The sequence below is a fragment of the Desulfosarcina widdelii genome (assembly GCF_009688965.1).
GTDB lineage: Bacteria > Desulfobacterota > Desulfobacteria > Desulfobacterales > Desulfosarcinaceae > Desulfosarcina > Desulfosarcina widdelii.
The window spans coordinates 2,702,455-2,727,560 of the sequence record NZ_AP021875.1; the positions used below are offsets into that span (position 1 = coordinate 2,702,455).

Annotated in this window: 15 protein-coding genes; 3 read left to right on the forward strand and 12 right to left on the reverse strand. The window is 60.0% G+C overall.

What is annotated here, in order from left to right; genetic code table 11:
• Positions 1-87: 87 nt before the first annotated feature.
• From GN111_RS12730 to GN111_RS12760, 7 genes are all read right to left on the reverse strand, one after another.
• Positions 88-5,001: a DUF11 domain-containing protein gene (locus GN111_RS12730; protein ID WP_170302254.1), complete on the reverse strand. Its 4,914-nt coding sequence runs from the start codon at positions 4,999-5,001 to the stop codon at positions 88-90.
• 90 nt (positions 5,002-5,091) lie between these two features.
• Positions 5,092-6,276, reverse strand: a complete 1,185-nt coding sequence (locus GN111_RS12735; protein ID WP_155304107.1) for a hypothetical protein — start codon at positions 6,274-6,276, stop codon at positions 5,092-5,094.
• Positions 6,277-6,356: 80 nt separating this feature from the next.
• Positions 6,357-7,568 carry a DUF11 domain-containing protein gene (locus GN111_RS12740; RefSeq protein ID WP_155304108.1) on the reverse strand — a complete coding sequence of 404 codons (1,212 nt, stop codon included), beginning with the start codon at positions 7,566-7,568 and terminating at the stop codon, positions 6,357-6,359.
• A 224-nt stretch (positions 7,569-7,792) separates the two neighbouring features.
• On the reverse strand, positions 7,793-8,287 hold the full coding sequence (locus GN111_RS12745) for a DUF11 domain-containing protein (protein WP_170302255.1): 495 nt from the start codon (positions 8,285-8,287) through the stop codon (positions 7,793-7,795).
• Between the two features lie 36 nt (positions 8,288-8,323).
• The gene (locus GN111_RS12750; RefSeq protein ID WP_155304110.1) at positions 8,324-11,557 is read right to left on the reverse strand and encodes an isopeptide-forming domain-containing fimbrial protein; all 3,234 of its coding nucleotides are present in this window, start codon (positions 11,555-11,557) and stop codon (positions 8,324-8,326) included.
• Position 11,558: 1 nt separating this feature from the next.
• Positions 11,559-11,972 carry a hypothetical protein gene (locus GN111_RS12755; protein WP_155304111.1) on the reverse strand — a complete coding sequence of 138 codons (414 nt, stop codon included), beginning with the start codon at positions 11,970-11,972 and terminating at the stop codon, positions 11,559-11,561.
• Between the two features lie 211 nt (positions 11,973-12,183).
• Positions 12,184-13,671, reverse strand: coding sequence for a sigma-54-dependent transcriptional regulator (locus GN111_RS12760; RefSeq protein ID WP_155304112.1), 1,488 nt, complete (start codon positions 13,669-13,671; stop codon positions 12,184-12,186).
• 329 nt (positions 13,672-14,000) lie between these two features.
• Here GN111_RS12760 and GN111_RS12765 point away from each other — a divergent pair, with 329 nt between their 5' ends.
• Positions 14,001-16,283 (forward strand): S8 family serine peptidase, encoded by a 2,283-nt coding sequence (locus GN111_RS12765; RefSeq protein ID WP_170302256.1) that lies wholly within the window; start codon positions 14,001-14,003, stop codon positions 16,281-16,283.
• On the opposite strand, the gene GN111_RS12770 is transcribed toward GN111_RS12765, so the two are convergent.
• The 3 genes from GN111_RS12770 to GN111_RS12780 are packed head-to-tail and all read right to left on the reverse strand — an operon-like array spanning position 16,273 to position 20,116.
• Positions 16,273-17,892 (reverse strand): HAD-IA family hydrolase, encoded by a 1,620-nt coding sequence (locus GN111_RS12770; RefSeq protein ID WP_155304114.1) that lies wholly within the window; start codon positions 17,890-17,892, stop codon positions 16,273-16,275. The two genes, GN111_RS12765 and GN111_RS12770, sit on opposite strands and share 11 nt — an antisense overlap.
• A complete protein-coding gene (locus GN111_RS12775; protein ID WP_155304115.1) occupies positions 17,882-19,537 on the reverse strand; it encodes an AMP-binding protein in 1,656 nt (551 codons plus the stop codon). The genes GN111_RS12770 and GN111_RS12775 overlap by 11 nt, the downstream gene beginning before the upstream one ends.
• A 9-nt stretch (positions 19,538-19,546) precedes the next feature.
• Entirely contained in the window at positions 19,547-20,116 is a 570-nt protein-coding gene (locus GN111_RS12780; RefSeq protein ID WP_155304116.1) for a cupin domain-containing protein, read from the reverse strand.
• A 162-nt stretch (positions 20,117-20,278) separates the two neighbouring features.
• On the opposite strand from GN111_RS12780, the gene GN111_RS12785 reads away from it, so the two are divergent.
• On the forward strand, positions 20,279-21,112 hold the full coding sequence (locus GN111_RS12785; protein WP_155304117.1) for a glycerophosphodiester phosphodiesterase: 834 nt from the start codon (positions 20,279-20,281) through the stop codon (positions 21,110-21,112).
• A 58-nt stretch (positions 21,113-21,170) separates the two neighbouring features.
• Positions 21,171-22,343, forward strand: coding sequence for an MFS transporter (locus tag GN111_RS12790; protein WP_155304118.1), 1,173 nt, complete (start codon positions 21,171-21,173; stop codon positions 22,341-22,343).
• Positions 22,344-22,603: 260 nt separating this feature from the next.
• On the opposite strand, the gene GN111_RS12795 is transcribed toward GN111_RS12790, so the two are convergent.
• Together GN111_RS12795 and GN111_RS12800 are read right to left on the reverse strand one after the other, a co-directional pair.
• Positions 22,604-23,674, reverse strand: a complete 1,071-nt coding sequence (locus tag GN111_RS12795) for an HD domain-containing phosphohydrolase (RefSeq protein ID WP_155304119.1) — start codon at positions 23,672-23,674, stop codon at positions 22,604-22,606.
• A gap of 340 nt (positions 23,675-24,014) precedes the next feature.
• The gene (locus GN111_RS12800) at positions 24,015-24,998 is read right to left on the reverse strand and encodes a calcium/sodium antiporter (RefSeq protein ID WP_155304120.1); all 984 of its coding nucleotides are present in this window, start codon (positions 24,996-24,998) and stop codon (positions 24,015-24,017) included.
• Positions 24,999-25,106 lie beyond the last annotated feature (108 nt).

Consider the following 25,106-nt stretch of genomic DNA (forward strand, 5'->3'; position numbering starts at 1 on the left):
AATATTGGTTTGTTATGTTGCCATAATATAAATGATTATTTTGAGCATAAGGGCCACTTCACGAATCGTCGGGATGTCGGCCTGCCGTTAGCGCGTCCTGCCCCCGAACCAGTCCACCATCTCGCGCACGGTCTGCTGGTCGAACTTGAAGCGGAACTGCACGAATGGCCCCTGGGCCGTATAACTGCCCTGGGAGAAATCCTCATCTTCGAATCCGATGAAGTTGTATCCCACGCTCAGCCAGGCGTTTTTGACGATGGCGTAGCCTACGGATGCCCCGGCGCTGTAGTTCACCTGTCCGGCATTCCAGGAGTGCAATACGCTGGTGCGCAGGCCAATGTCCCAGTGCCGGGTGATGTCATAGCGGGCTTCCAGGCCAATCAGATCGGTAAACCCCGTGTAGGTGTCGTCGTCGAATGTGGCCAGCACGAATTTGGCACCGTATTGCCCGGACAATTGCAGCCGATTGTCGGGCTTGAAGTTGAGGTTGAGGTTGTTGACGATCCGTTGGCTGTCCGAATCACTGCTCGTGCCATCGATGCGGTCGAACTTGTACTCCAGGCGGTCCAGCACGATCCAGCGAGTATTTTTGGGCCGCCAGGCCAGGCTCAACCGAAGGTCGCCTTCGGCGTCGTCCTGCCCGTTTTCCGCATCGGTGATATTGAGCTGCAGTCCGGCGGAAAGCCCCAGGCCGTGCATGGGCTCGACGATGAAGCCGCAGAGCAGGTTCCACTTCTTCTCATCATCGGCAAAACGGGTTTCCGCGCGGGAGGTCCAGGACCACACATCGGCCCGGTATCCGGCCCCCAGGCTCAGGGCGGTGAAGTCGTCGTCCGCAAAACTGTCCGAACCGGCGTCCGAGTGCCCGTCGAGAGTATGGCTGCGCTCGAAACCGCCGTCCAGGGACCAACGCTCGCTGATCTGCCAGGTCTGGTCAAGGCCCAGATTGGCGAACACTCGCCGGGAATTTTCACTGTACTCCCTGCCCACCGAGGTGCCCAACTGGCCACCGCGCCAGGGTGTGGCCCGGACGCCGGCCTGCGTGGTCTGGGTGTCCTCGTCGCTGCCCCAGGTCAGTTCCTGCTCGCCAAACAGGGAGACCCTGTCGGTGAGGCGGAAATCGGCGCCGAACAGGGTCCGGGTGGGGTAGTCACTGCTGTTGTCGCCGCTGCTTACAAGCTGCTCGTGATCCAGCCGCAGGCCGAGGCGGTTCTCATAAAATGACCGAGACGCACCGGCCAGCAGCATGTTGGAGCGGTCCGTGCTCCCGTCCGACAAACGGTCTTCGGCCAGACGAAAACCGCTGTAGAGCCGGTAATCGCCGTTGTCGTAGGTGGCCCGGCTTTCGCCCATGTCCCGTTCGGCGTCGGTGTCCAGGTCGTACCTGCGATACAGGTCGGCGCTGACGGTAACCGTCCGGTTGAACCGATAGTCCGCCTCGACGCCTAGCTTTCGGGTCCCCGTCTCGCTTGCGTTCTGCTGGCCCAGTCCATAGGCTTCGCCCTGCTCGCGGGCGTACAGCCTGGCGTTGGTCTTCTCCGAGTGGTGGTTCCATTCCGCCAGCCAGGCTTGGTCGCGCAGCGTATCGCCGGTTTCTTCGCGCCGGGTGGCGGCAAACTCCGCCTTGAGCGAGTTTTTCTCATCCACCTTCACCGTGATATCGGTGCCGCCGAGATCGCCGTCGGCGTTTGTCGGCCCTTCATGAATATAGGTCGCACCGACCTCCACCCGCCCGTCGAGCATCCGCGCCGCTCCCCGCCCGCCATAGGTGACGGCGTCGTCGCTCCGGTCGTCGGATTCATACTCCACCACGATATAGACGGGATTGAGATCGTCGTCCCGGCTGTATACCGGAGATTTGAAAAACAGGGTGCCGTCATCGTAGTCGATGGAATAGTCCACATGTCGGGTGAGATTTTGGGTGGACAGGATCACGTCGCTTTTATAGCGGTCGCGGGTTTCGATGGTGACCGTTTCGGAGTTGATCAGGATGCTGCTGCGAGTAAGTCGATAGAGCCCCGATGTCCCGTCGCCCCGGATCTCGTCCTTGACATAGGCCTGGTTGGTCTCGCTGGCAAATCCGTTGAAGGAGAAAACCCTGCCGGCAAATTCGGTTTTCAGGCCGTTGAGGCTGCGGCTGTATTTGCTCAACTCGGTTACGGTCAAACCGGTATCGTAGTCGCCGAAAAGCAGGTAGAACTGCTCCCGCTCCAGCTTCACATAGAGCTTTCGGATGCTGGCTGCATCGTATTGCTGGGTAGTTGCGTCGCCGTACAAGGTGTAGTAGGCGTCCGGATCGATGGTCTGAAAAAGCTCGTTGTCGGGATCGTCGCGGTTTTTTTCGGAGTCGTAGGCCAAGGTCAGTAGCCACTTGCCGCGTACCTTGCCCTTGGCGAAAAAGGCCACCCGGCCGTCCTGGTAGAATTTTTCTTCCTCGTCGGCATCGGAGAGGTTTTCCATGTTGCCCGAAAGGGTGTTGTAGCCAGTCGTTCCTTCGGCGAGGCCGACGATGATCCACTCCCGCAAAAACGGCTGTACGTAAATCTCGGCATCCACAACCGCATCGTTGTACCCCAGGGAAATTCGGTAGCGGCCGCTGGCGGACACCGGCGCAAAGCGGGCCTGACCGTCGGCCGTCACGGAAACCGTCTCGCTTTTTGCCGGTGCCTGGCGGCTGAGGTCGTCGCCGGTCGGCCGGCAAGGCTTCAGGTTGCCGTCCCGAATTTCCAGTTCGGCCGGAGCATGGATTGGCTGGCCCCGGCCGTCCAGCAGCTGCAGATTCAGGGTCACCGGGGTTTTGCCGTCGGCCACATTGCCTTCCGACTGCAGAAGCCGGATGGCTGCAATCCGGCCGGTGCGCACCACGTGGCAGGTCTGCTTGAAACGGGCGTTGCCGAAGGGACCGATCCCCTGAACCTCGAGGGTGTGCTCGCCGGCGGGACCAAAATCGACTCCGATATAGGAATAGAGCGCGTACTTGCTGCCCGGATCCTTCAGGGTGAAGCCGATGCGCTTTTTTGAAACTTCCTTGCCGTCCAGCAACAGCCTGGGCGTTAGCCTTGCATCCAGGCGCACGCGAACCGCATTGACCGAGTTGACCAGGCGGCTGCCGTCGAGCGGGGCCAGGATGCCCACTTGTTCTTCTGTCACGACGGCCGGACTGTCATCGTAAGGTTGGCCGCATCCGGGGTTGCGGTCCCGGCCAGCCACGGGCGTGTCCGGATCCACGCCGGGCTTGCGGACCACATGGAAATCGGCCCGCCACAGGGTTCCGCCCTGCATGTCGACGAACTGGGACCAGGGAGTGCCGGCGTGGCGGTTATTTTTCTCGCAGGCAAACATCTCGACGCTGTCCGGCAGGCTGTCCACATCCAACTGCACCACATGGGACCCCCTGGACACCCCTTCGAAATGATACATGCCCTGTTTGTCGGTGATCACGAAGGTGCCGTCTTCCATATAGATACGGATCCCCTCGACCCCATCGGCCGCCTCGGTAGGAAGGTCTCCGCAGTTGTCGGCGATCACCCGGCCCACGATGGTATTCGTGCTGCGAAACAGGTCCTCTTTCACCTGAACCGTGGCCGTGGCCGTGTTGGAGCCGTTGCCGGCATCGTCTGCGGCCGTGGCCGTGTTGACGTTTTCGCCCAGCCGGATGCCGGCGGCCACTTCCACGACATAGCGAACCTCAACGGCATCCCCGGCCGCCAGGGTTCCCGGGCTGAAGGTGAGTGTGCGGCCGTTGGCCGATATTGCCGGTTCGTCCATCCGCTCGCCGTCCAGTCTGACCGATCCATCCTGGTACCGAAAACCCAACGGCAGGCGGTCGATAATCACCACGCCATTGGCGGCCTGCGTATCGGTATTTTCCAAATCCAGCGTGTACTGAAGGAAATCGCCGATAGCGGCGGCATCTTCCGAGACGCTTTTTCTCAACCACAAGGTTCCGGCCAGTGGATCGACGGGAATGTCCAGGTTCACTGAGGCATCCGGATTGATGATGAATGCCTCCCCCCGCGATCCTGGGTCCAGAATGGCAAAGGGACTGCCGGGCAGGGCTTGCAGCTCGGCGGTGGACACGGTCGAGGGAGCCTGGTATCCGTCGGGTGGGTCGATCTCGATGCGGTAGCTTCCGGAAGAAACAAAGGGAAAGCGGAATTCTCCGGTCGAAAAGGAATAGGTCCGGCCGGAACTGTCGGTGACCGTACCTCCGGAGGTGATCGTGGCGGGAAACGAACTGATCCCGTCGTCACCGTACACCGTGGCCGGCTGGCCGGTGGAGACGTCTATCAACGTCAGTTCCACGCCGTCCAAGGGATCTCCGCTGCTGCTGTCGAACACGATGCCGTAGGGGTCCACCAGCGCCGTCGTCGAGGCCGCGTCGGTGCTGTCGGTGCTGTCCGCATATTGGGCCGTGACCGACTGTTCAGCCGCTACGTTGAGCACTCCGTTGAAGGCGGTCACCGTTCCGGAACCGGAGCTTTGAATATAGCCGACGAATACACCGGTATTCGGACCGGATTCCGTGAGCAGCAGCAACTCGATTTCACCGCTGGCGGGAACCGATACGAGCACCCAAACGGTTTCCGCCGTCGTCGGATCCTGGTCCTGATCGCCATCGACCACCTGAATGAAAACCGGTTCGTTCTGGTGATAGGTAGCCGTCTCCACCAGCGGCACCGGGACGCTGAGGTCAATGGGCGTGCTGCTTCCCACGGCATAAATCTGGTTGATAGACTGGGTGCCGCCGGATGTGCCTCCGGTGGTGCTGCTGGAGGTCGTGGGCACAGTTACTATTGTGGCGCCAGTCGCCGAAGGCGCGTAGCGGTGGAATGAGATATTGGATGAGGTGGAAGTACTCAGCCAGGCGGTCACCGACGCCGATGAAATCACGCCACCGGAACCGGAAAGCTCTGCCGAATTGGTAAACGAAGTAACGGCCCCAGCCGTCCCGCAAAAAGACGCCGCCACCAGCAGCATCGCGAGAAAAAATCCCGCCATGCGGCTGGCTGCGCTTGTGTGTGCCCGCTCAGATGGCAGGCATGTACGCGGTGGCTGGTAGGGGTTCATGAATCGGCGGCCGTTATCCGGTTAATTGTTGATGGTTACCTGATAGACGATAAAGATGCTTTCGGTTGCCGCGACCGTTCCCCCGGAGGTGCTGGAGGCACCGGTGCCCACGTTCACGGTGAGTGTGGTCCCCGAAAGGGTCGCGGCATCCGCATCCGCATCCTGGCTGAGCGTACTTTCGGTGCTGTCGGCAGCCACATAGGTCACGGCGTAGCCGCTGTAGGCATCGGTCACCAGGGTCACGAAATCGGCGGGCAGCACATCGTCGATGGCACAATCGGTAACGTCTCCGCTGCCGGCATTTTCCACCAGCAGCAGGTATTCCAAAGTGTCTCCCGGAACACCGGTGACGCCGTCGGTGTAGTAATCGTTGGTGTCGCTGTTTACCGTAAATGAAGTTGCGCCAGTGGTGCCGTTGGGGTCGGTCACATTTCTCACGTATTTGGTCAGCGTGGCGCTTCCACTGGTATACGTGGCCTGTACTTCATCGGCGGTGCTCGAGCCGGCGGAGCTGGATGCCGTAGTTTGCGCGGTCACCACGATATCGGTGCCCGTGGTGACGACGGTACCGGAGCTTACGGTCAGGGTGACGGTCGCTTGTTCCAGGATCGAGACACCAGCGGTCGGTGCTGCAGACAGCGCGGCCGACAGGGTGATGGTGGCCGTACCCGTTGCCGGATCGCTGATGGCCGTGACCGTGCGCGTTTCACCATCGACCACCACGGTGTCTCCCACCGCGATGCCGTTCACGGAACTGTCCGTGTCATCACCGTCGGAAGGCACCTGTAGCACTGAATCCGTACTGCCGCTGACCGTGACGGTCGCGCCCAGGTCAACGGTGCTGCTTGCCAAGGTAGCGTTCGCACCGCTGGTGTTGGTCTGGCCAGTCACGCTGCTGGCAATCGTGTAGGTGTCCGGACCGTTGCCGTTGGCCGTGATGATGTAGGTGAAATCCAGCTCGGTACCGGCACCGGCATAGGCGATCGTGCCGTCGGCCGGGGAATCGATGGTGGGAATGCCGGGCACGTGGGACACGGTTACGGTGACCGAAGCGGTCACGGTCTGGGAACCCGAACCATCGTCAAAGGTAAGTGTGGCCTCGCTGACGATCTGCGAGTTGGCCGCTACATCGGCCAGGGCGCGTCCGATGTGGACGCATAAAGTAAACAGAAAAAAGAGGGCAATGATCGAAATAAATTTTCTCATGACGCACCTGTCCATAATGAGTGAACTGCAGGGGCGCCGGGAGGAATCCCGGCGCCGGTTACAGGTTCATTTCAGATGCATCAGTCGATGGTGACTCGAAAAATCCCCACAGTCGTCTGGTCTTCGGCCAGGGTGCCGCCAACGGTGTCGGTGCCGCCGCTTCCGGCACGAATCCGGACGGTGTCGCCATCCAGTTCGCCCGCGTCGTCGCTGGTTGCGTCGGTTAATGTATCGAGCGGGTCCGTTGAATCGTCAATGTCCGGGTCAAGGCTGATGGTGCCTGACAAGAAGGTAGTGAACTGAGGGATAGGATCCTCAATCACCACATTGGTGGCTTCGAGCGCGGCTCCGGTATCGTTGGTGACGACGACGATATACTCCAGCGTGGCTCCTGGTTCCGCGGAAACGCTGGTATAGTAAGTAATACCGTTATAGCTGTACGAGGGGGTCGTACCGCTGTCGTTGGCTATATCCCGAACGTATTTGGCCACGGTGAGCTGGGTCAGACGAACGGTAATCATGGTCACCGGATCCTGGGCCGCAGATGCGCTGCTGTCCGAGTCCGAGGTAATGGTTGCCGTGACTGCATATGTACCGACTGTTGCGCCGGTATCCAGGTAGTCAGTGGTCACCGTGACATTGATTTCCTGCTGTTCGCCGACGATTTCGCCAATAGACACATCAGAAGAAAGCGCCGTCGTTAGGGTGATGGTGGTCAGATTGGTGGAGGAGTTCTCCGAAACGGTATCGACGACATAGGCACTGCCACCGATGATGATCGTATCGTCGTGTTCGATTCCGTTGGTGGCAGCGCTGTCACCGTCCGCATTACTGTCGTAGGGCACAATGATCTGCGTCTCGGTTGCACTGGCGGCGGCTGCCAGGGTGGTGCCGCCGAGGGTGACAGGGACATCCGCAACGGTTACTGCGCCGATGTCCGTATTGACAAGCGCGAAGGTAATCGTATAGCTGTCATCGCCGTTGGCGTTGCCGGTAACCGTATAGATCAGGGTGCTAGCCGTATTCTCGTTGGTCGGGTCGATGTCGGCGGGAGAGGTAATGGTTGGTGCGGCCTCCACCAGGGCAACGGTCACGGTCGCCGTGGCGGTGATGGCCTCCATGGCCGCGCCTTGAGCGTCTTCGTATGTGACGGTCACCGTGTTGGTAATGGTCGTGTTTTCGGCGGTACTGGCCATTGCCTGCTGGGCATTGAGCATCATCAATGCTGCGGCAAACACCCAGGCGAGTTTTTTTATGGGGGAGTTCCAACTCTTCTGCTTGCGGGTCTTCATACTTTCTCCTTTTCCTTGATCAAAGTTAACTTACGTACTGGTTTCGGGGGAATACGTAAGGAGAAACTTGGGCAATTTGTTAACTCCTCTTCTTGGGTCCGGCACGGACCCACTCATTTCTTCTTTTTATTCTTGTTTTCATCTCTTCTCCTTTTGATTCATTGACAATATTTTTATGAGAAAAATGGTTGCAAACGCTGGTCAACACTTCGTGGGAGCCATCCTCACTTAACCGTCGCTCGATACCCCAGTTTCAGACTTTTTCCCGGCAGCACCTCTGCGACGGTCCAGCGGATGTGGGTATACTCTTCGGGGGAGGCGATTCGTTTTCCAACCGAACCGTCGTCTTTCTTCACCTTTACCGTCAGGCGGGGCGGAACGTCGTAGCTTTGGCCGCCGTCGGCCGAAAAGACGATTTTGGCCCCCTCGTCGTACGCGCTGTCGGCGACGTAAGCCGTGCCTTCAGGCACCGGATTGTTGAGCACCACGTTGGCGGCCTTTTCATCTCCCCGGTTGGTGACCGTCAGGGTGTAGAAAAGTGTCTGCCCGCTTTCCACCGTGTCGGCGGCCACCCGCTTGACAACGGTCTTGCCGTTTTCGACGACAGAGATCTCCTTTTCCACCGTCATGTTTACCTTGACCTCGGGTTTGGCCCACGCGTCAAATGGCAGTAACATCAAAACCAGTGCTGCCAGGATCAAAAACGTTCTTGTTCTCATTTCTCTTTCCTCCATGTTATTTGAAGTGCATTGCTCTCATTTCACGATCACCTGATATCGCATGATGAAACCTTCACCGCTTCCGGCGAGGCTGCCGTTGATCGGCAGCCGCCAGTGGGAAACGTTGGCGTCATACCCGGCCGGTGCCCCGCCGCCCTCCGAAACCAGCGGGCCGTAGCCGTAGGTGGCGCCGTCGTCCGAATAAACCGGCGTCCCCAGCGTCAGCCCGGTCGGTCCACTGACCAGGTCGAAGGGCAGCGTTCCGCTGCCGTCATAGGCGATGCGCAGGGCCGTGTACGGGCTCATGGCATCGTCCAGTTCGATGTTGACCGCCTCGCCCGTGCCGGTGTTGACCACCTGAACGGTGTAGGTGATCAGACTGCCGGGGGCGGCGGTGGCGCTGCCGGCGGATTTCAGCACGGTAAGCAGGGGCGCGCCCACGGTCAGGGATGCCGTTTGCTGGTGGGTGATGGTGCCCTCGGTGCCTTCAGCTGCTGTGACCACGGCCGTCCAGGTGCCGTCGCTGCCGATGGTCGGCAGGGTCAGGGCGTACTCGTAAATCTTGGTGGCATCTCCGCTGTCCTCCACCTCGGTCATGGCGTAGCTGCCGGTCGTCGAGGGACCGGTAATTTCGACACCGGCGCCGCTGATGTCGAAACTGCCGAAAGGATCGCTGACAGTGGCGCGAACGTAAACGGTGTCTCCGGGGGACGCCGATACAACCGTTTGGCCGTCGGGATAGGCGGCGTCATAGAACGCAATCATATCCACGTTGATGACAGTGTCCGTCGCAAGGGCCACCTGGGAAATATCGTCGCCGGACAGGGTGTAAACCCGGACGCGGCTGCTGCTCCACCCGCCCCCCGAGGAGGTATTGCTGACGATTAGCTGCAGCGCCGAACCGGCCGCCAGGTCGGTGACGCCCGACGCGGTGAAAGTGAAGGTATACGCCTGCACCGTGCCGTTCAGAAAAAGGGACTGACCATCAAGCGTGCCGATGGTTCCGGTAGTGGTTCCGGAAGACGACAGTTCCAGGTCCAGGGTGACGTTTCCCCAATAGCCGTCGCTTCGCAGCAAAAGGGTCACGGCGATATCCTCACCGTCGTCGATCTGGAAATCCGTTGCCAGGGCCGGCGTCAGGGTCCAGGTATTGTCGTTATTGCGGTTAATTCGTTGATATTCCTGGGTGGACGGTGGAGTCCGGGAAAGATCGGTGTTCGAGGCCAGGTATAGCTGTTTGGTTCCCGAACTGGGCGGGCTGGCCACCGTCATGGTGGCGGCTTGGGGACTGGCTGCGGTATCGCCGTCCAGAGAGACCGTGGCCGTGTTGTCGATGGAAATTCCTGAAGGCGCAGACGCGTCCACGGTAACATCGAAAACCACGGTTGTACTGCCGTAGGCCGATACATCGATGTCGATGACGTCCAGGTAGCCGCTGCCGTTGGCGCCGGTACCGTCGGGCGTGGAGGCATCGACGGCACCGGTGGGAATGCTTACCACCGTGAAGTCGGACAGGTTGGCGGGAATCGTGTCGGTAATGCGCACGCCGGTGGCCGCCACGCCGGCTGATTCGATCAGGGTAATGGTATAGCGCAGGACATCTCCGGGATAGAGGCTCCCGCCGTTTAGGTCCACGACGATTTTCGTCGATGTGGACAGCTCCGCGGCCGCTTCGACGATGGTAAAGGCCTGTTCGTCGATGTTGTAGTAATTGGCCTGGCTTTCTGCGCTTGCCTGCCCCGGAATGTGCACCAGTCCGTCGGTGGCGGAAACGAGGCTGCCCGATTCGTCCAAGGCGTAAAGTACGGTTTTCCACTGGACCCCGAGGGCCGTTGCAACAGGCACGGTCACGGTTGGGCTGGCCGTATCCGAGCCGTCGTTGGTCCACTGGCCGTCATCGGCGGCGGCATCTCCATGTGTGCCGTCATCGTAAAGGACGATACCGGCGGCCACCGCGGCATCGCTGTCGTCGAAAATGTCCGCCACCACCGCAGACGGCTGGGCATCCACCTCTGCGGAAAGAACCAGGGTCGCACCGGCAGCGGCAGCCGTCGGGGCGGTAATGTCGGTGCCGAACGCCTGAGGGCTGCCCAGCGTGGCTGCCGCCACCGACCATTGCACGTCGTCCACATGCACCCAGGAGCGATAATCCTGGTAGTGGCTGCTGGTGATCTCCAGCGTTACGGTCTGCCCGGTAAAAGCGGATAAATCGGCGCTGACCGTGAACCAGGGCTCGCTTCCCGCGGCCAACGTCATCGCCGGCGAATAATGGCGACCACCGCTGGTGTCCGTGTCCCAGCCATTGTATTGTCCGTAGCCGGATTGGCCGCTGGAAACCACGTTGGTCCCGTAATTGGGGGAATACGGCAGCAGGTTGTAATTGCCGGCATCCGGCCCCACCAGTTCCACAGTGCTGCTGCCGACCAGGCGGATACGGACATAATCGTACTGGCTGGCACCGTCGGCGCTGCTGTCCCACCCTTCCAAACGGTAGCGGAGGGTGAGTTCTCCCGGATCGGAGGACGGCACATCGATCTGCCTGGAAATCGTCACGGCCGGGCTGGCGCTGTTCGGTTCGTTCCGGCTGCGAGCCCCCATTAAAAATGCATATTGCCCGTTGTGGGGGGTGCCGTCGGTGGTAACGTAGGCCGTATTGGAACCGGTGGTGTCCGAGTTGACGCTCGGGTTTTCGCTGGGCCTCACCTCGGCATCGAAGCCGCTGTCGGCATCGACGCTCCATCCAGCGACATCCTGGTCCCCGGTTTCCGCGAACTCGAAATTGCCGTTGATGGTATCGGCCGCCGACCAGGCAGACTTGGTTCCGTTCTCGGTAATGTCGAAATAAAGATAGTAGGTCGTGGATCCGCTGTCCTGATGAATGAATCGGACCTCGCCCCGGCCGTTGTTCGTGGCATCGGTGGCATCCATGTAGACGGAATCGGTGAACTGCTGGACGTCTGCCGGTTCGCCGCCGCTGCGCACAACCCGGGGCGAATTCGCGTCGAAGGTGCCGGAAATGCCAAGATCGGACAACAGGGCGTCGAAGTCGACATCGACCACGATGGTGCTGCTGTTAGAAACAGCGGAGGAAACGACGATGGGGACCCGGTAGTGCCAGTCCGGCTGGCTTGCTGTTCCGTTGGAATCAAACCAATTCGGAGTCGTATGCAGATCGGCCAGGACGGGAACTGCAGTCAAAACGAACAGAATGGCCAGCAGGCCCCGGGGCCAGCAGACTTTCCTCGGGTATTTTCTTTGCTGGGGATACATTTTAAGGGTGGGCGGCTTCCAGCATCGATTGCCGGGAGGGGAGACGGTCGATCTGGCATCCCATCATCTTTTCTACCACCGACACCAAGGGGGCGACACCGGCATCGTCGAAGGTAATAAATCGCGGCGTCAGCGCGTGGGCCTTGGATAAGGTTCGAGGGTCCCTGTCGGCCAGAACGAGAACCAGCCGCATATCGGCGAGCAAATCCCGGACGGTCAGCAATCGATCCAACTCCGCTGCACTGCCGATGGAAAATACGGCGATCTTGATGTTCAGGCGCGGTTTGTGAAGCCGCTGGAAAAGCTCTTCCAGATTTGAGTAGTTTTCCAAACAGGCTCCCGACACCCTGCTGTCGATAATCTGGATGAGCTGTTGAAAAATGTCGCTCCGGGCCTTTGCGTATAGCAGCAGCATTCGTTGATCTCCTTTACGTTTCCTTGGCATGGGACAACGACAAGGAGATTGGCAACAACTGTGCCTGATTGGAAAATCAGAATTTTTATGCTTTTTTTACGGAGTCTTATAGAACTTTAAAGGCGGGATGGGACATAAAAACAATACGCCGACGGCCGCAGGAACGTCCGGTTTTTCGGACAAGATCCGGGAAATCGGATAGGGAAAGGAATCAGCCGGTCTGTTGGTTTTCGTCTTCTTCTTCGGATTCGCCGATCTGATGTTTGGTGAGCAGTTCGTACAGGCGGGAACGAGAAATCCCGGAGATCTTGCAGGCCTGGGCAATGTTGCGACCGGTGCCGTCCATAAGGTTTTCGAGGTAGCGTTTTTCAGCGTTCAGGCGATACTCCTTGAAGCTTATCAACGAATCGGCGTCCGAGGAAGATGTGCTGTCCTCGTGATCGTCGCTGGATTCCTTGGTCTGTGCCTTCTCCTTAAAGGCGTTGCAGACGATTTTCACCCGGATGTGAAGGGGAAGGTGTTTGGGAAAAAGGGTGGCATCCTGGCCGGCTACGGCAAGCATGCCGTCGATGGTATTGACCAGTTCGCGGACATTTCCCGGCCACTCGTATGCCATCAGGGCCTCGAGGAGATCCGGGTCGAACCCTTTGGAATCCATCTTGTAGCTGCGGCACAGCCTTGCGGTGTGATGGCGGACCAGTTCCTTGATGTCCTCCCGGCGTTCCCGCAGCGGCGGCAGATCGATGGTCAGCGCCCGCAGGCGGTAGAGCAGATCCTGACGAAACTTCCCGTCCTGCTGCAATTGTTCCAGGTTCCGGTGGGTGGCCGCCACCAGCCGGAAGTTGCTTTCTCTCTCCCGCTTGGAGCCCACGGGACGATAGCGCTTTTCCTGAAGCACGCGCAGAAAGTTTTTCTGGACCGCCAACGGCAATTCCCCGACCTCGTCCAGAAACAAGGTCCCTCCGTCGGCCTGGGCCACGAGCCCCTGCTGGGTTTGGTCCGCACCTGTGAAGGCCCCTTTCTCGTGGCCGAAAAGAACGCTTTCCACAAGGGTTTCCGGAAGGGCGGCACAGTCCACCACCACAAAATTCTTCTCTGCGCGGGGGTTGCGCTTCAAGGGCACCACCGATTCGGTGCCATGGGCGGCCCGGGGGCTGTTGCTGTGGATGGCCCGGGCAAAAAGCTCTTTCCCCGTTCCGGTCTCCCCGGTAATCAGCACATTGACTTCGCTGACCGCGGCCTGGGCCAGTAAATCGAAACAGGGTCGCATCTTGGGGCTGCTGCCGATGATCCGTTCCCGTTTGACCGGGGCCAGGGGCTGGCTGCCCTGCTTTTCTTTCTGATATTGCAGGGCGCGGTTGATGGAAAGGAGTAGGTCCTCCACCGAAGCTTTTTTCTCAAGGTAGTCCCAGGCACCGTTTTTCAGGGCGAATTCCGCACCGCTGGCCGTTCCGTATCCGGTGACGATGATCACCTCCGGATCGTTGGCCTGGGATTTCAGCTTCGGCAGCAGATCCAGGCCGTTGCCGTCGGGCATTTTTACGTCCAGCAGGATCACGTCGTAGGCGTTGGAAGAAGCTTTCTCCATGCCCGAATCGCGGCGCATGGCCGTATCCACCGCATGCCCCATGTGGGTGAGAAGTTCGGACAGCGCATCGCAAACCGCCGCATCGTCGTCGATGACCAGTACGTTCCCCATGAGATTTCCTTTTCCGTTCCGGAGCGCAACCCAGGATGTGTATTTACCCGCGAGAGGCCTGTCACCTGTTTATTAACCAGTTATTTTTACAAGAAAAGATATTGAGTGTCAACCTCTGTTGTGCCCCGGAAAGCTGAACCGCAAACCGGGGCTTGAACAGGCTGCTCAAGTCCCGGAACCAGATGCCGATATCTTCCTTCAAGAACGGATCACCCAATATTGGCACAACTGATTTTCAAGGAAAGGTTCCGCCGGATCGACACCGCCCATCGCTCTTTGCGGCTGAATATCCGTGCGACAGCCCCGCAAGCGGAAAAATAAGAGGAACCATGCAGGCAAATCGGATCATAACGGGATTGATGGTGGCCATTCTCCTGCTGGCCGGCGGCCGGCCGGTAGCGGCCGGCACACCCGATGCGCGCCCCTTTGTGGACGGCGAGGTGCTGGTGAAATACCGGGAGAGCACGGCGGCACAGCAGGCCCTGCACTACCGATCCATGTGGCGGATGAACCACGTGCGGACCTTAAAAAGAAGTGGTATCCGCAAGGTCCGGCTGCCCGAGGAGATGACGGTCGCCCAGGCCGTGGCCCTTTACCGCTCGGATCCGGATGTGGTTTTTGCCGAGCCCAATTACCGCTACCGGCTCCAGGCGGTCCCCAACGACAGCATGATGGACCAGCTATGGGGTTTGGTAAACATGGATGCCGATCTCGCCTGGGATCTGGAGACGGGCAGCTCCGACATCGTGGTGGCCGTAGTGGACAGCGGCATCGACCCGGCCCATCCCGATCTGGCGGCCAACATATGGACCAACCTGGGTGAAATCGCGGACAACGGCGTCGATGATGACAACAACGGGTATGTGGACGATGTCAACGGATGGGATTTTGCCGATGACGACAACCACCCCAACGATCCCACCGACAACTACGGCCACGGCACCCATGTGGCCGGCATCATCGGAGCCGTGGGAGACAACGCCACCGGCATTGTCGGGGTCAACTGGCAGGTCAGCATCATGCCCCTGCGCTTTATCTCCGCCGCCGACTACGGTACCACCGCCGATGCCATCGCGGCCATCGAATACGCCATGGATAACGGCGCCGACATCATCAACCTGAGCTGGGGCGGTCCCGGCGAAAGCGTGGGGCTGAAAAACATCATCGACGACGCCGGTGCAGCCGGAGCCCTGGTGGTGTGCGCCGCCGGCAACGCCGGCAGCGATCTCGACGATGTTCCCACATACCCGGCCAGCTTCACCAGCGCCAACATCCTTTCGGTTGCCGCCTCCAACGCCGGTGACGACCCGGCATGGTGGACCAATTACAGCGACAGCCAGGTTGACGTGGCCGCGCCGGGCACCAATGTCTACAGCACCGTTCCCGACCGCCAGATCCTGTCCTCGGAAAATTTCGATGACCTTGGTGCCTGGACCTTCGGCGGCGTCGGCAGCGCCTGGGGCCACGAAAGCATTCCCGGCGTCACGGTGATCACCGAAAGCCCCGGTGCAGACTACACCGACGACATGAACGCCTGGGCCCGGATGGAACCGTTCGACTTGACCGGACGCACCGGCGCCCGCCTGGATTTTACGATCACCGGCACCACCAGCGGCAGCGGTGACCGCCTCTATGTCGAGGTCTCCACCGACGGTTCCACCTGGGATACCCTCTGGATCGGGTTGGATGATGGCCCCGTGGCCGCCGTGACCGGCACCATCGGCAGCTCGCAGTTGGCCGTCATCGACCTGAAGGCCTATGACGGCAAAGGCTCGGTTTACATGCGCTTTCGTTTTGTCAGCGACGACTCCGGGACGGCCGACGGCTATCTCATCGATAACCTGGCCGTCACCTGTGCCGACACCACCCATGGAGCCGATGCCTATCAGTATTATTCGGGCACTTCCATGTCCGCCGCCTACGCTTCGGGTGCGGCCGCCCTGATCATGGCCCAGAAGCCCACCCTGACGCCGACGGAGGTTCGGCTGGTGATCGAATCCACGGTGGATCGAAAGGCGGCCCTGACCGGGTACGTAGCCACGGGCGGACGAATAAATCTATACAGCGCCCTGGTTTCCATGGCGAACGTGGACCTTGACTCCCGGTCGGCAGCCAACCGGATCGACCTGGATTGGACGGCCTCCGAACCCGTGGACACGGGATTCGAGATTCAGCGCAGGCCAAACTCGGGAAGCGAATACGAAACCATCGCCATTGTCGGCGCCGACGAAACGGCGTACAGCGACAGCGGCCTGGCTGACGGTGCAACCTATGTCTACCGGCTGCTCACCTTAAGTGGTGGGGAACGGACGGGCTACTCCAACGAAACGGCCGCCACCACCCCGAGGACGGTCTCTTCGACGGCCGGCAGCAGTTCTGGGGATGGCGGTGGAGGGGGGGGATGTTTCATCGCCGCGGATTTCGGCGGCTGGGATGTCGGACGCCTGGTCTGGATCCGGCCCATCGCTGCGGCAATGGCCATCCTGATGCTCGTTTTGATCGTTGCGATCTCCTTGCGGCGAAAAATCGAACGGCCGGTGATTGTCGGGCCGGCCGGCCGCCGGAATGGAGAACCTCGGTTCTATTCGCCAGGCGGCCGTTTTAAGAGTTAAACAGCCTCGTAATCTCATCCACCGCAAAAGCAGGCCACATCGCCGGCGAACCGTTTTCAAAAGCTTCGACGCAAGGAGGACCATCGGTCACCTCTCCGATATCGGCAACGGCGATCCCGCTTTGGGTGAGTTCGGCAACCAGCCGTTCCACATGGTCCGGCCGGCAGCAGATCAGCAGGCTGCCCGACCCGATCAATCCCAACGGATCGATTTCCAGCAGACTCCCCATCCGGCGGGTTTCGGCAAAGACCGGCACGGCCTCCTTGCGGATGCGCAGGCCCTTGCCGCCGGCCTGGCTCAACTCCACCGCGGCTGTGGCGATCCCGCCTTCGGTCACGTCGTGGAGGGCGGAAACGCCGCCGACACGCCAGGCAATGCGGGCCTCGGGAAGGATACTGATCATGGATGCCAGACGGCGGCAGCTTTCGATCTCCTCGACAGCCATGCCTCTTTCCAGCAGCAGATCCGAAAACTCGGCGGCAATGATGGCCGTGCCTTCCACGGCAATGCCTTTGGTCACCAGCAGCCGGTCGCCGGCGGCCATGCGGTTCTTGCGGATCAGGTCATCCCGGGCAATGGTTCCGGTCATCATACCGGTCACCACCGGCCGGCAGACCGCATCGGTGATCTCTGTGTGCCCGCCGCACAGGGTGATGTCCTCGTCGGTGCAGGCCGCGTTGAGATCGGCGAATATCTGCCGCACCTGGGACCGGGAAAAGCCGCAGGGCAGCAGCAGGGTGGCCAGCATCCAGCGGGCGTCGACGCCGGCGGTGGCCATATCGTTGGCATTGATCAGTACGGCATACCGTCCGATAGCTTCGGTGGCGAAGGTGATGGGATCGGATTTGAGCACCAGCACCTGTTGACCGTCGATGTCCACGGCGGCGGTGTCCTCTCCCACCGACGGCCCTACGATCACCGAGGGATCTTCGATGGGGTAACGGGCCAACAGCTCTTCGAGAAAGGCGTTGGGCAGTTTGCCGGCGGCAAGACAGGCGCCTTCTGCCAGGATGGGCTCCAGGTCCGGCAGGGCATCGATGACGAAATCGCAGACCAAGCCTTCGGGCAACGGATTGCCGTTGGCCAGATAGGCGGTCAAAGCACCGGCGTCGTGTCCGGCATCCATGTCGAACGAAAAATCGCCCACCACCAGTACGTAGGCCGGGTCCACCTTCATCTTGCGGGCCGCCAGCAGCACCCCTTGCCCGGAGGGCTTTATTTTCACCGGGTCTTCCCGGGTGACGATCACGTCGATGTCCGATGTGCTGACATCGTCAAAGTTCTCCAGCGCCCTGAGCGTCGAGGCTCGGCTGTTGCGGGTAAGAATTCCCACCGGCAGCCCGGCTTTCTTTATAGTCTTGATCAGCCGCTGGGCACCCACATTGGGTCGCGACGACAGGGCCCCCTGGATTTCGAATTCGTCCAGCCGGCGGGTGATCTCCCGCCGTCGGCCTTCGTCCTCCAACCCGGCCATGAACTCCAGGACGGGGGTTCCCTGCGGGCAGCCGATGTCCCGCTTGAGCGCCGGGAAGTCGAGCGCTCCAGGCTGCGTCAGGGTGCCGTCTAGGTCGAAAAGGACGGCGTCGATGCGGTAGGGTTTATTTTGCATTGGCTGCGGGAAAGAGATCGACAGACTGCTCCTGGAGCTTGTACTTCTGCACCTTGCCGCTGGCGGTCAGCGGGAAGCTGTCCACGAAGGCCACGTACTTGGGGATCTTGTAACGGGCGATCTGTCCGCGGCAGAAATCCTTGACGTCGCCTTCGTTGATGTCGGTACCTTCTTTGCGGATAATGAAGGCCCCCACCTCCTCGCCGTACTTCTTGCTGGGCACGCCCACCACCTGGACATCCATGATGCCCTCCATGCCGAAGAGAAATTCCTCGATTTCCCGGGGGTAGATATTCTCGCCGCCGCGGATGATCATGTCCTTGTGGCGTCCGGTGATGGCAAGGTAGCCGTCTTCGTCCAGCACACCCAGGTCCCCGGAGTGCAGCCATCCTTCGTCATCGATGGCTTTTTGTGTGGCCTCGGGCATCTTGTAATAGCCCTTCATAACGCTGTAACCCCGGCAGCAGACCTCGCCCTGCTGTCCTGCCGGCAACTTCTCACCGGTTTCGGGGTCCACGATCTTGACCTCGATCCGGGGCATGGCCCGACCCACGGTTTCCGTGCGGCGGCGCAGGTCGTCGTCGGGCAGGGTCTGGGTCATCACCGGAGAATTCTCGGTCAGGCCGTAGCAAATGGTGATTTCGTTCATGTGCATGCGTTCGATCACCTGGCGCATCACAGGCACTGGACAGGGCGATCCGGCCATGATCCCGGTGCGCAGCGAGGAGAAGTCGAACTTGTCGAAAAGGCGATGCTCCAGTACGGCGATGAACATGGTGGGGACCCCGTACAGCGCCGTGCAGCGCTCCTGCTCCACCGACGCCATCACCTGCACCGGGTCGAATTTTTCCAGGATCACCATGGCGGTGCCGTGGGTCACGGCGGCCAGCACCCCCAGCACGCACCCGAAGCAGTGGAACAGGGGCACCGGCAGGCACATGCGGTCCTTTTCGGAAAAGCGCTGATTTTCACCGATCCACCAGCCGTTGTTGCCGATGTTGTAATGGGTCAGCATGACCCCCTTGGGAAATCCGGTGGTGCCGGACGTATACTGCATGTTGACCACGTCGTGCACGTCCAGCTCGGCCTGCCGGGCGGCGTACTGGTCGTCGGTCGTCATCGGCGCCAGGGCCAGGATCTCCGGCATGCTGTACATGCCCCGGTGTTTTTCCTGCCCGAGGAAACAGACCCGCTTCAGATGCGGGAACCGCCCGCTGATCATTTTTCCCCGCTCTTCGGTTTTCAGTTCGGGAATCAGCTCATATACGGTCTGGATGTAGTCGGTATCCTGGTAGCCGTCGATGATGAAAAGCGTTTCGGTGTCGGACTGTTCCAGCAGATAAGCCAGTTCGGCGGTTTTGTAATTCGTATTGACCGTGAGTAGAACGGCCCCGATCTTGGCCGTGGCAAACTGCAGCGCCACCCAGTATGGGATATTGGTGGCCCACACGGCAACCTTTTCGCCCTTCTTCACACCCATGGCCATCAGACCCTTGGCCAGCCGGTCCACCACTTCGGCGAATTCACCGTAGGTCAGCCGGAAGTCCCGATCCACGTAAACCAGCGCATCCCGGTCTCCGTAGGCGGCCACGGTGCGGTCCAGAATCTGCCCCAGGGTCAGGGCCTGCAATGACTCGTTGCCCATGAAGACCTCCTAACGGGGAATGTACAACACGGCGTAGATGGCGGCCGGCTGCGCCCCCTTGCAGCTCACGTAGTGGGGGACGATGGAGTTGTAGTAAATGCTGTCGCCGGCATCGAGTTCGTAAACCTCGGTGCCGTAAGTGACTTCCACCCGGCCGGAGTAGACCACGATAAACTCCTCGCCTTCGTGGCTGGAAAGATCCTTGGATTTCTCCGATTCAGGCAGCAGTTCCACATAAAAGGGGTCCATATGCCGGTCGCTTTTGCCGCTGCCAAGGGAGTAGAATTTCAGGGCCACGGGCCGGTCCTTGCCGCGCAGCATGCTCAGCTCCTGTTTGCGGTCCTGTCGCCGGACCACCAGCGGGTCCTTGCCGATCTGATCGTCGAGGAAGGTGCCCAGCCGCACGTCCAGCGCCCGGGCAATTTTAAGCAGCGGCCCCAAAGAGGGGTAGACGTCATCTTCGACAATGGTTGTCAGAACACTGGATTCCAGGCCCGTCTGCTGTGCGAGCGCTTCCAGGGAAAGCTCCTTTTCAGCCATGAATTTGCGGATACGCTGACCTACTTTTTCCGTTTTCATAAAATCGATATTCTCCATTTTCCAACAGCTGTTTTTTTCACGGGGGATATGATAGCCTGCCCCTGATCGCCAACCGCAACCGGCCACGCACCGGGGCGGCAGCAAAATGGGTCTTATACCCCCAAAACCCTTTGGCAGGCAAAACATTTTTTTGAACAGGCAATGAATCCTAAACGGCATTCAACGACAGGTGTGGCGGAGCGCCTTGAGAAAATTTTTCATTGGCTGGCGGGAGCGATCTGCCGGCGGTGGCCCCGCCCGGCGCCCCCGGGTGCGCTTCTGGAGCGCTGCCGGATCGTTTCCCACCGCGGCGAGCAAGACAACCGCGGCCGTCTGGAAAACACCCTGGCGGCCTTTGACGCGGCGGCCGAAGCCGGTGTCTGGGGCCTTGAAATGGATATCCGCTGGACGGCAGACCGGATTCCGGTGGTGTTTCACGACCCGGACACCCACCGTCTGTACCCTTCGAAAATCACCCTTGCCAGCACCCCCCTCGATCAGTTAAAAGACCGCTTTCCCCTGATCCCCACCCTTTCCGAAGTGGTCGAACGGTTCGGGGGTAAACGACACCTGATGCTGGAAATCAAGGCCGAACCCTGGTCCGATTCGTCGGTGCGGGCCCGTCGATTCAAACGGGCGCTTTCGAATCTGGTCCCCGGAAAAGATTTCCACCTGATGGGCCTGCACCCGGAGCTGTTCGACCGGTTCGATTTTTTTCCGGCAAGGACCTTTGTGCCCATCGCCCGCGTCCGTATGGACCGCTTCAGCCGTCTTGCGGCGGCCAGGGGGTACGCCGGCGTGTCCGGGCACTACCTGCTGGCGGGCAGTAGTGTGGTGGACCGCCATCACCGCATCGGGCAAAAGGTCGGCACGGGCTTCGCCGATTCCCGGCGCTGCCTTTACCGGGAAGCGGCCCGCGGGGTGGATTGGATTTTTTCCAATCGAGCGGTCGACATGCAGGCCATCTGCACTGGAAAAAACACGGATCTTTTTTAGGGGCACGGCGCGCCGTGCCGACGAAACCCTGCCGGTATTACAAAAAAAGACAATCCAAATGAAACCCAGCCAAAGCCCCAACCTGAAAATCCTGTTCGCTCTGACCCTGATCCATTTCACCGGAGACTTTTACAGCGCCTTCACCACGCCCCTGTTCCCCGCGTTCATGGACACACTGAACCTGACCCTGGCCCAGGTGGGCCTCATCGCCGGCATCAACCGGTTCCTATCGTTCATCGTTCAACCGGTGGCCGGATACCTGGCCGACCGGCATCAGGGCAGGACCATTATTCTGGGCGGTATGGCCATGGCTGTCGTCTTCATCCCCCTTTCCGGCATTGCCGGCGGCTTCTGGCCGCTACTGCTGGTCATCTCCCTGGGATCGGTCGGATCGTCGCTTTTCCATCCCTCGGTGGCCGGGATGATCCCGCTGTATGCCGGCAATCGCAAAGGGTTTTCCATGTCCATATTCAACACGGGCGGAACCCTGGCCTTTGCCGTCGGCCCCTTTTTCATCACCACCTTTGTGGCGACATGGGGGCTTCGGGCCATGCCGGCCACCATGGTCATCGGTCTGACCGCGCTGGTCTACTTATGGTTCGTGGTTCCCTCTCCGCGCAGCGAAGGCATGGCGTCGTCCGGATTGGTGGGCACCTTGAAAAAACAGTTCGGTGCCGTGTGGAAATCGATTTTCCTCATCTGGCTGGTCATGGTTCTGAGGGCGGTGGTCGGCCAGTCCTTCATGACTTTCATGCCCGTCCTGCTGGTCAGCCGCGGATATTCCCTGGTCTCCGGCGGCGTCATGATCACCCTGTTTACCCTGGCCGGCACTGTCAGCGGCCTCTTGTCCGGGTACACGGCGGACCGGGCCGGTGCCCGTCCGGTCTTTCTGACCGCGCACCTGTTGATGACCCCGGCCCTGCTGATCATGCTGTCCCTGCCGGGCGCGTGGATCTATGCCGGGGTTGCCGCGGCCGGTTTTTTCGTGCTGGCCACGATGCCGCTGGGGGTTACCCTGGCCCAGGAACTTGCGCCGGGGGGCCGGTCCATGGTCTCCAGTTTGATGATGGGACTGGCCTACGGCCTGGGTGGTGCCGTGGCACCGCTGGTGGGAAAACTGGCCGACATCTACTCCGTTGCCGACGTCCTGTGGGGTGTAGCGTTCATTCCGTTGATCACGGTTCCTTTGATTTTGCTATTTCCGGGAAAAAAGACGATGGGCGAGGGATGAGGGCAGAGAACTGAGGGCAGAGGTCGGAAGACGGATGAGGGAGGATGGACGATGGACGATGGACGAGGTCGGAAATAGAATTCTGGGATTGAGGAATTCTGGGATTAGGGAATTGTCGGTACCGCTTTCAGCTGCGACCAATTCTTAGGAAGACAAAAACATCGGCTCCACGGTCAGCATGATTCCCCCAGTTTCACAACTTCTCGTCACCAATTCCTGAATCCCGTAATCCCCTAACCCCCTAATTTCATTTTTCATAATCAAAGGGACTGCATTTGCGTAGTAACGCGCCCGGCCGCCTTCTTGGGGCCGTCGAGGCGGTAGCCCAGCTCGTTGACCAGCTTGAGGCAGGCCGCGACCACATCGGCATCGTATAGGCGGCCGCTGTTCTCGGCCAGCTCGTTGATCGCTTTCTGGATGCCCAGGGAAGGCCGATAGGGACGATGGGAGCCGATGGTTTCGAAAACATCGGCCACGGAAAGGATTCGAGCCTCCAGGAGAATTTCGTCGCCGGACAGGCCCTGGGGATATCCGGAGCCGTCTATCCGCTCGTGATGCTGGATGACGATATCGGCCAGGGGCCAGGGGAAATCGATCTTCTTGAGGATGTCATATCCCGACTGCACGTGGGTTCTGATCATAGCGTATTCGGGGCCGCTGAGCCGGCCCGGCTTGCAGAGGATTTCTCCGGGAATGGTGAGTTTTCCCAGGTCGTGGATCACACTGGCCATTTTCAGGCCGTAAATCCGGTCTTCGGAAAGATCCATGCTGCGGGCAATGGCGCAGGCCAGGTCGGCCACCCGGCTCTGGTGGCCGGCGGTATAGGGATCGCGCATTTCCACGGCCAGGGCGATGGCCTGCACCGATCCTTCCATGGCCTTCTGGAAACGCTGTCCGTTCTGGCGCAGTTCCTCGGCGGTCCGTCTGAGTTTCTGGCGCGTCTGGCGCTCCATCAGCACCCGTTTCAGACGGGCCACGATTTCGGCCAGGCGAATGGGCTTCTCGATGAAATCGCTGGCGCCCCGCGCGATGATCTCCTCGTAGGCAAAATTGTTTACCAGGCCGGTGATGATGATCACGTCCGCATCGAAATCCTCCTTGACGTGACGGCACAACTCCAGGCCGCCCATGCCCTCCATCTGAACATCGGAGATGACCACTTCAACGGGCTGGGATGCCAGGACTTTCAATGCCGATTCCGCGCTGTCCGCCGTGAGGCAGCGACAGCCGGAAGAGGAAATGCCGCAGGAAAGGATCTCACGGATGTCGTCATCGTCATCCACGACCAGAACGGTGGAAAAGGCATCGTCATCGCTGGGTACGGGTTCCATGAACGCCTCCTTCGGCGTATGATTGGCTTGCGCTCCGCAAAAACGGGTTGCCGGGGGATGGTCTGCGGGTATCGGTCGGAAAAAAAATGAAGCGGAACACAGATGTCGGATATTTTATGAACCTAAATTAGGCGATTGTCGAGCTTGCTGCAGATTCAAGGCAGCCGCTGCGGCGCTATAGTCGGCTATGCGCCGCGGTGGCTAACGCCGAAGATGCAGTGAGATCGGCAATCCCATGGGGTTTCGTCTTTTGAGTTGTGAAACAGTTCGCAACCTAATGTGATCATAGTCTTTCTCTATTTCTCGAGAAAGGTGAAACGCCTATTTTAGGTTGAAGTCGTCAATCCTTAACAATGAGAAAAATCACATAGGCCACATAACAGCCTAGTAGGATCAGACCTTTTCCGCGGGTGATTGTCAAGTCCTGTTTCATCAGCAACAGGGGCAGGGCGCTGATGGCCATCATCACCAGGTAATCCACCACCAGGCCGCTGCCGATGAATCCGCCGTCAATAACGATGGGCCGCACCATGGCCGTGGCACCGACGACGCTGAGAAGATTGAACACATTGCTGCCCACCAGGTTGCCCAGGGAGATGTCCATCTCTTTTTTCATGGCGGCCACAACCGAGGTAGCCAGTTCGGGCACCGAGGTGCCGAAAGCCACAACGGTCAGGCCGACGAATTTTTCGTCGACCCCCAGGGCGGTCATGATGCTGACCGCCGCGTCCACCAACAGATCCGCGCCCAGCACCACCGCGCCGGTTCCGCCGGCAATCATCAGGCACTGACCCCAGCGCTTGTCCGCCAGCCCGATTTTTCCGGCCGGCAAGCGGGCCTCCAGGACGGCTTTTCCCGGCATGGTGCGGTCCACCCGCAGGGCCACTTTGTAATTGAACCAGGTGTAGGCCAGGATGCCGACGAAAAGGCTCAAGCCTTCGACCCGACCGATGGTGGAGTTGAAGGAGAGCAGCAGCAGGTAGGCGGAAACGACCAGCATCAGGGGGATGTCCCGAGTGATCACGACGCGTCCGGTGGTCACCGGATGAAACACGGCGGTGAGCCCCAGGACCAGGGCGATGTTGCAGATGTTGCTGCCCACCACATTGCCCAGGGCGATCATGCTCTTGCCTTTGAATGCGCTGACCATGCTGACCACCAGTTCGGGTGTCGAGGTGCCGAAGGCCACCACGGTCAGCCCGACCACCATGGGCGTCAGTCCCAGGCTGCGGGCCAGGGTGGAAGACCCCCGGACCAGCCAGCCGGCGCCGTAATAAAGCAGCAGAAGGCCTGCCGTAAATGCGATCAGATGGGCAAAACTCAAAAATCCGCCTTTCGTTGCCCGTTTGAGAGGGCGGGCGTTCCCTTTCCATTTAAAAAACCGGAATCACTATGCCATCCCTATCGGACGAATGCAACGCCACCTGAAGAT